Source organism: Undibacterium sp. Di27W (assembly GCF_049340345.1).
Classification (GTDB): domain Bacteria; phylum Pseudomonadota; class Gammaproteobacteria; order Burkholderiales; family Burkholderiaceae_D; genus Undibacterium.
Genome location: NZ_JBMPOS010000041.1, coordinates 1 through 7,348, shown reverse-complemented (window position 1 = coordinate 7,348; position 7,348 = coordinate 1). Strand labels below are relative to the sequence as shown.

The 7,348-nt window shown below is 44.8% G+C and carries 4 protein-coding genes and 2 pseudogenes; 2 read left to right on the top strand and 4 right to left on the bottom strand.

The annotated features are described in order from the left end of the window. Nucleotides 1-440: 440 nt before the first annotated feature. The 3 genes from ACO0LF_RS30860 to ACO0LF_RS30850 form a co-directional block, all read right to left on the bottom strand. Nucleotides 441-2,504: an EAL domain-containing protein gene (locus ACO0LF_RS30860; RefSeq protein WP_423021161.1), complete on the bottom strand. Its 2,064-nt coding sequence runs from the start codon at nt 2,502-2,504 to the stop codon at nt 441-443. 3 nt (nt 2,505-2,507) lie between these two features. Next, a complete protein-coding gene (locus tag ACO0LF_RS30855; RefSeq protein ID WP_423021159.1) occupies nt 2,508-3,665 on the bottom strand; it encodes an FIST signal transduction protein in 1,158 nt (385 codons plus the stop codon). Between the two features lie 570 nt (nt 3,666-4,235). Then, nucleotides 4,236-5,171, bottom strand: a complete 936-nt coding sequence (locus ACO0LF_RS30850; RefSeq protein ID WP_423021157.1) for a sodium-dependent bicarbonate transport family permease — start codon at nt 5,169-5,171, stop codon at nt 4,236-4,238. 93 nt (nt 5,172-5,264) lie between these two features. Between ACO0LF_RS30850 and ACO0LF_RS30845 the strand changes: the two genes are divergently transcribed. Further along, a complete protein-coding gene (locus ACO0LF_RS30845) occupies nt 5,265-6,191 on the top strand; it encodes a LysR family transcriptional regulator (protein WP_423021155.1) in 927 nt (308 codons plus the stop codon). Beyond that, nucleotides 6,179-6,535 (top strand): annotated as a pseudogene (locus ACO0LF_RS30840) (SDR family NAD(P)-dependent oxidoreductase); the annotation flags it as partial. The gene ACO0LF_RS30845 and the pseudogene ACO0LF_RS30840, both read left to right, overlap by 13 nt. Before the next feature lie 625 nt (nt 6,536-7,160). Here the strand turns inward: ACO0LF_RS30840 and ACO0LF_RS30835 are convergent. Beyond that, nucleotides 7,161-7,348 (bottom strand): annotated as a pseudogene (locus ACO0LF_RS30835) (transposase); the annotation flags it as partial.

Here is a 7,348-nt window from a genome sequence, read left to right as displayed (position 1 = left end):
TGGCGTAACGTTCAAAGCTTCCTTGGGCAAATGTAGTCTGTCTCATGGCTTTAATGATTGACTGTGGATGATGCTTCTATTAACGTTTCTGAATCAGAATGCGTTTACTTAATCAGAGATTCCCTAAGAATATAAATGGTCAAGCAATTGGTATTAATCATGCCTTTTGATGAGAGACTCTGACACGATCGCAGACGCGGCCTCTTTGGCGGAGTGGCGGAGCGTGTTCATTGATTACGGAGGTATCATGTGCACCGCAAATATACCATAGCAGATCTATTCGTATCATACACAAATTCGACGTCTGTTCTTTGCCACTGTAGTCGTGTATACGCTGCCAGGCCAGCTCAATTGTCCGCAAGAATTTTACTAGCCTGGGTAAAGTGAGGATTTCAATGAGTAAACCGGACAGTTTCATTTCATCTCATCTTAACAGAGCGTCAATCCTGACTTCTCATTGATTCGCCAATTTTCTTTAGCGCTTGAAGCTTGTGAGCATGTATTTCAGATTTGAGGCGATGATTTTCGTCTATGAGTTCCTTTTGCTTAAAAGCGTCTTCGATACAACATTGAAGACTTGTTGGGTTCCATGGCTTCACCATGAATTGATAAATATTACCCCGGTTGATTGCCTCAATAATAGTCTCAATATCTGCTTCGCCAGAGAGAACTATTCGGACTACATCAGGATATCTCTGCTTCACGATGCAAAGAAATTCAATGCCAGTCATCTCAGGCATTTTCTGGTCAGTAATGATGACATCAATCTGATACAGTGCCATCAGTTCCAGCCCTGCCTTACCGCTTTTAGCAGTTAAGATCACGCAGTTCTCTTTTCGTAATACACGTTTGAGAGCTGAAAGGACATTGTCATCGTCATCAACGATAAGTAAAGTGCGGTCATGTGCCGAGAAATGTAAAAGACGGTCAGGCAATCGTCGCTTTTCCTGAAACAACAGTTCCACTTCATCCTTGGGCAAGCCCTTAGAAAACAAAAATCCCTGGATTTCGTCACACAAGTTGATTCGTAAAAAATCACACTGAGCTTCAGTTTCCACACCTTCCGCAATCACTTGCATACCTAAACTGTGTGCCATGGAAATAATCGCTTTGACGATCGCTGCATCGTCGGATTTCTTTATATCGCGTACAAAGGATTGGTCGATCTTTAGTACATCAATGGGGAAACGCTTTAAATAAGAAAGACTGGAGTAGCCTGTGCCGAAATCATCAATTGACAGCTGGACCCCTAATGCCTTCAGGCCACGCAATATTTCTATTGAGTGCTCGACATCGGTCATGACCAGGCTTTCTGTTAATTCGATTTCCAGGTACTGTGGTTCGAGTTGGGTTTCTGCCAAAACATCTCTGACGAAGTCCACTAAATCTGCTTGTCCGAATTGGCGTACCGACAAATTGATGGCGATACGAAATTTACCGAGCCCCTTATCTTGCCAGGCTTTACATTGCGCACAAGCAGTACGTATGACCCAAGCCCCTATGGGTACAATTAATCCAGTTTCCTCTGCTAAACCAATAAAATTACCTGGCGGGACCATGCCAAGATCTGGTTGGTTCCAGCGTATCAATGCTTCCATACCAACGATGTGGCCCGTACGTAAGTCAACCTGAGGCTGATAGTGCAAAATGAACTCATCTCGCTCCAGCGCCAACCGTAATTTACCTTGTATAGCAAGTTTTTGATTCAGTCTTGCGCTGAGGTCAGATGTATAAAATTGATAGTTATTGCGCCCCAATTGTTTGGCGCTGCTCAATGCAGCATGAGCATTCATCAGCAATACTTCTGGGTTATCACCATCCTTTGGGTACTGGCTGACACCGATACTGCAGGTAACCTGCAATTCCTGGCTGGCAAGCAGTACTGTCTTGGAAACTGCAGCCAGTATTCGCTGCAGGATTTCAATTAAACGAGGAAATGACGAGTTACTATCAGTATCTATGGTCAGATTTTCATTGCGCAGATTCTCATCACTTTGTTCCATCAGTATAAGCGCAAACTCGTCGCCACCTAAACGCGCCACAGTGTCGCTGCCCCGCACACAAACACTAAGTCTCTCAGTTATGATTTTCAGTAATTCATTACCTACACAGGAGCCAAGGCTGTCGTTGATAACTTTAAAATGATCCAACCCTAATGTCAGCACAATGAGTTTGTGTTGATGTCTGTCGGCGGTGGCAAGGGCATGCTTCAGGCGGTCGTTCAATAGATTGCGATTCACCAGACCGGTTAATTCATCGTAATTGGTTAAATACAAGAGCTGCGATTCTGCGGCTTTCCGTATCCTTAATTCTTCTGCAAGGGCGCGGTTTTGCTCCAGCATTTCCTGAGAGGCCAAATCCAGGGAGCGCTGCGTCATGGCTCTGTCGATATCCGTTTGCTTGTAGGTTATATTGATGGCCTGGAACAGCTTATCAAGTTCCTTGGGCAGTGCTTTTACGTCGCCAAACAAGCGAGTGATTTGACGTCTAAGCAAGCTATGCATATGTCAAACCTCACGGAACGTTGTGATAGTCATTGTCTGGTTATGTAATTCGCATGGGCCACCAGACATATGAGGAGAAATCTCTCCATAAGAATAAAAGCCTGTAAGCGTCGCTTGCGGGCCCAAAACTTCGCGAACCGCTTCGACTTCATCTTCAACTCTTTGCTTGAGAACCAGTTTTCTTCCAACACAGCTAATTAACAAAGCGAGTTCTGTCGTATTGTTTTGCATGAGAGCTGCACAAATTTTTGCTGCCCCGCTCGCGCCATCGATAAGGCGTTCAAAATTTGCTTTCATCAGGCGTGCATAAGCACCTTCGGGCATGTCGCCAGCAAAAGTCATGCTTTGATCAGCTTCGTTGACACCAAGAATGGTGCGTACAACACCGTCACGTGTATTTGACTCGCTGCCTTCTTGCCAGGCATTGTGTAAAGATAGCGGAAACAGTAGTGCCGTGGATGGTAATCCGGCGGCGTGTTCACCCAGGTATTTTTTATACAATTCCAGAGCTGGTTGACCGTCCAGGTCATACAGGACATTGCCAATAGAACGTGTAATTTGCCGATCGGGGCCAAATGAATCCCAGCCGCCTAAGGAGCCGTAACTGACCTTGATATGTTGTCCATACAAGCCAATTGCTGCGATTTGGCCCTCAACCGGAATATCATTGGCGCAGACCAGGGTCTTTTTGAAATTTGCCCCATCTGCTGACAGGCCGCCGGTTACTTCTACGTGTGCAGGCAATTGCGCTTTGAGTCCACGTGTTAACTCTGTACCATTCACTTTTAACCCGTCAGAGAATATCAACACATGTGTCAAATCTTTCGCTGGCAAGGATTCAATTAAGGCTTTACCAGCACTGAAGCTCTGCGAGGCTTCAAGGATGTCCACTTTGGAAAAATGCAGAGATGTATATTCAAAATCTACAACGGTCACAACCACCGTGTCATCGTAGACTGCTGTACCGTGAATTTCTCCCGCAGTCGAACAACCCGCGATGATGGCATCCGGAAACGCTTTACGGACTGCTTGGAAATATGCTGGATTTGACAGCAGGTCCGAACTGCCGAAAAATAAGACCAGTTGGCCGGCCTTGGGTTTGGGAGAGAGAGGAAATTGAGGTATCTGCCCATTACGGACAATGTTTTGAGATACTTGCATGATTGCCTCACTCGTTGCGTGAATTTTTTTATATTTGAAGGTCTCTAGCTTCTAATAGAATGCAACATTTAGTGCCGCAAGACTTGACATGCTGTCAGAAAGCACTGCAATCTCATTTTTTATGAAGAAAAGAACATTTAAATTAATATTGATCGACTTTTTTTTGTTTCCGTAAATTAAGTATAGGACACATTATTTGAGTAAGAAATTTTTCTTGGCGAAAAAATACACACTTAATAAAATATAACAATTAACGTGCAAAATCGAAAAGATATGATGTCCGGCAGATTAATTTCGAAAACGAAATCGATTGCCAATATATCGCTAGGATTACTGAGTCGGTCAGTTTCATCCAGCGTCCAATTTTTGGCGAAGGTAGCCCCCGGTCATTTGACTCTTCGAATCTGAATTCTTTCAGATTAAGATGAATTTGTTTATATCTGCATTGTCGCTTACGATTTTTTCAATTTCAGTTTCAATTTTAGGCCAGATTGAAAGCTACTATTGAAAATTATTCAAGAGATTTGATCTTTTACCAATCTGCATAGGCTTGCTCTGTAACTTCGGAGCTCAGTTAGCGCCGACAGCTTCAACCCATCGCTTATACACAGGTATCCCGATTATCACATTGATTGGAAAAGTAATTCCCAGTGCTGCTAGCATGGCCAGACCGATATTTGCCTTTGGGATTGAAGCCTGGATTGCAGCAGGAGCCGCTATATATGACGCGCTGGCGGTCAGTCCTGCTAATACTAATGCGCTGCCAGCAGGAAGTTTTAACATCAGAGCCATACCGATACCTATCCAAGCTAGCGCAAAAGGTACAAATGCTGCAAACAGCATTAAGCGCCAGTGCTGCCATGGTAAAGGGTTGCAAATTTTGGCCGTACATAGTCCCATCTCCAGCAGAAACAGTGCCAACATAGACTTAAAACCATCCAGCAGCACTGGAGTAAGTGGCCCAAGGCCACTCGGCCCATAAAGATAGCCAATCAAAACTCCACCACCTAATAAAATTACCCCACGACTGGTCAGCGCTTCTCTTAAAATACCTACCTTTTCTTTATGTCCGCTAAATTTGCGATGCAGCCACAGCATAAGAACAATAGCAGGCAGCTCGAGCATGACCAAGTACAAAGTTGTTTCAGAATTTAATGGCATTCCAGCTTTTTCTACAAGAGTTATTACTACAGCAAAAGTGCCTGCACTTACCGAACCATAGTGGGCTGAGATACTCGCTGCGTCATCAATCGTTAAACAGACTAATTTTCTTAAAAATGGATAACACAGTAAGGGAATCAACAGTCCCAGGCCTGCTACCGGTAACAATGTGGAGAGCATACTGAGCTCGAATTTACCGTGTAGTGCTAATCCGCCTTTTAAGCCAAGAATTAGCATCAACAATATCGACAAAGTCTGATAAACCGACTTTGGCACCTTGAGGTCTGATTTCAGTAGACCAGCAAGCAAACCAAGTGAAAAAAACGCAATAACTATATCTGGCACATACCACTCCTGTAAGAACCTGGTAGAGATTGTTCTTGTTTCTTGGTATATTGACTAATAAATTGTATGAACTCTTAGCATTGATAATTATCTATGAACGTTCGTCATCTCAGCTTCCGCTTACTCCAGGTTCATGTTGAGGTCGCGCGTCTTGGCAATATTTCGGCTGCTGCCCGTTCACTGCATTTGACGCAGCCAACTGTATCTCTGCAGCTAAAAAAATTGAGAGAGGCCGTGAAAGAGCCATTGTTTGAACAACAAAACGGACGTATGGTAATGACACATGTGGGTGAAGAGCTGTATAGAGCAGCCACTGATGTACTAGTACGCTTTGAAGATTTTAACAATACACTTGAGCAGGCACGCGGTGGACATTCGGGCCACATAAAAATTGGTATAGTCACAACAGCGAAATATGTCTTTCCCAGAATTTTGGGTGCTTTTTATAAAGAGTATCCCAAAGTCGATGTCACTTTAAGTATTGGCAATCGCGCCCGGATTCTGGATCGTTTCTCTATGCAGGAGGATGATTTGTACGTATTCAGCCATCCACCTAGCGGCATGGCTGTTAATGCCACGCGCTTCGTTAAAAATCCATTGCATATCATTGCTCCACAAGATCACTGGGCAGCAAACCGTAGCAGACTTTCATTTGCTGAGTTGAAGCAGGAACGATTTCTGATTCGTGAACCTGGTTCAGCTACCAGGTTGATGTTTGAATCTTGGCTTAGCAGTCAGGGAATAGAAATAAGCGACACTATGCAAATTGAAAGCAATGAGGCCATCCGACTGGGGGTCGCATCAGGATTGGGCTTATCCGTCATTTCTGCCCATACTCTGATCGAAGGTCGAGAGAAATTGGCTATCTTACCTGTGGATGATTTTCCGCTGAAGAGCAATTGGTATCTTGTCAGCAGAAAAAATAGACGCCTTCCTCAAGCTGCGATGCAATTAATTGAGTTTATTGCACAGCATCTGCATGAGTGCGTCCAGGCTGATTGGGTTGATCGATCATTCTGACTTCATCAACCACATCGATCAAAGGTACGGAAAACTTCAGCGTCTATAGCGCCAGCAAGGCGGCGGTGTGTAATTTTGCCCGCACTTGGTTGCTGGAACTGAAACCACTCAATATCCGCGTGAATGTCATTAGCCCTGGCCCGATCCACACTCCTGGTTTGACAGGCCTGGTTCCGGTCGAACATCAGGAAGGCTTGCTGGCCCATCTCACAACCCTGGTGCCGATCGGTCGCCTCGGCCAGCCAAGCGAGATCGCCAAGGCAGTGACTTTTCTAGCATCTGACGACAGCAGCTTCGTCAACGGCATTGAGCTGTTCGTTGATGGCGGCATTGCCCAGGTCTAAAAATCGTATTGCATGGAAACTGAACTGAACCCCAAAAGTTGGACACCAATTTTTGGGTTTTTTTATGACTAAATACGACGAGCAGCTCAAGTTAAAAGTAATGCAGGAGTAGCATTGGACCTCAGAAGGCTATGACGGCCCTGCCGTCATAGCAAGTGTCCTTGTATTGCAAATGCTTTGCGCTGGAATATGGTACGGGCATACATCCGAAATCAAGAGCAGGAAGATGAACGTTGCGACCAAATGAAATTGGGACTGTAGACGCCTTTAGCCGGATCAAGGTTTACCAGCGTCCTTCGAGGCGCCCTAGCTATAAACCTCCGGCTTTGCCGGGGGTAATTTTTTTCAGTCAACACACCTATTTTATGCAATGATGGACAAGTAGGACGTAAAAGTCTTAAGCGAAATAAATATTTCTATCGTTACGGAAAAAATCAAAGCATGATCAATTTTTAAAAATTTTAAGCAAAGTTACAGCAGGAGACACAGCGCCAATTTTACGGTCCGTTTTCGCAGCGTCGATAACTTCGACCAACTCATCGTATTTATCAGCTTGACGATCGTCTAAATTTGTCATGTTCATACTCCAACGAGTGAACGTACGAAACTTTGCAGGCTCATTGTAGAGAATACGGGCTTGCCACTGGGTAATTTGTTCCAGTACCCGTTCTGTGACTGTGGAGACCAGGGTGGCTGATACGTCGGCGTCATACATTTCCTTGAACGCGTCGACGATTTCCCGGGTGCTTAAGCCTTTGGCATAGAGCGCCAGAATCTGATCATCCATCTGGGTTAAGCGGCTTTGGTGCTTGC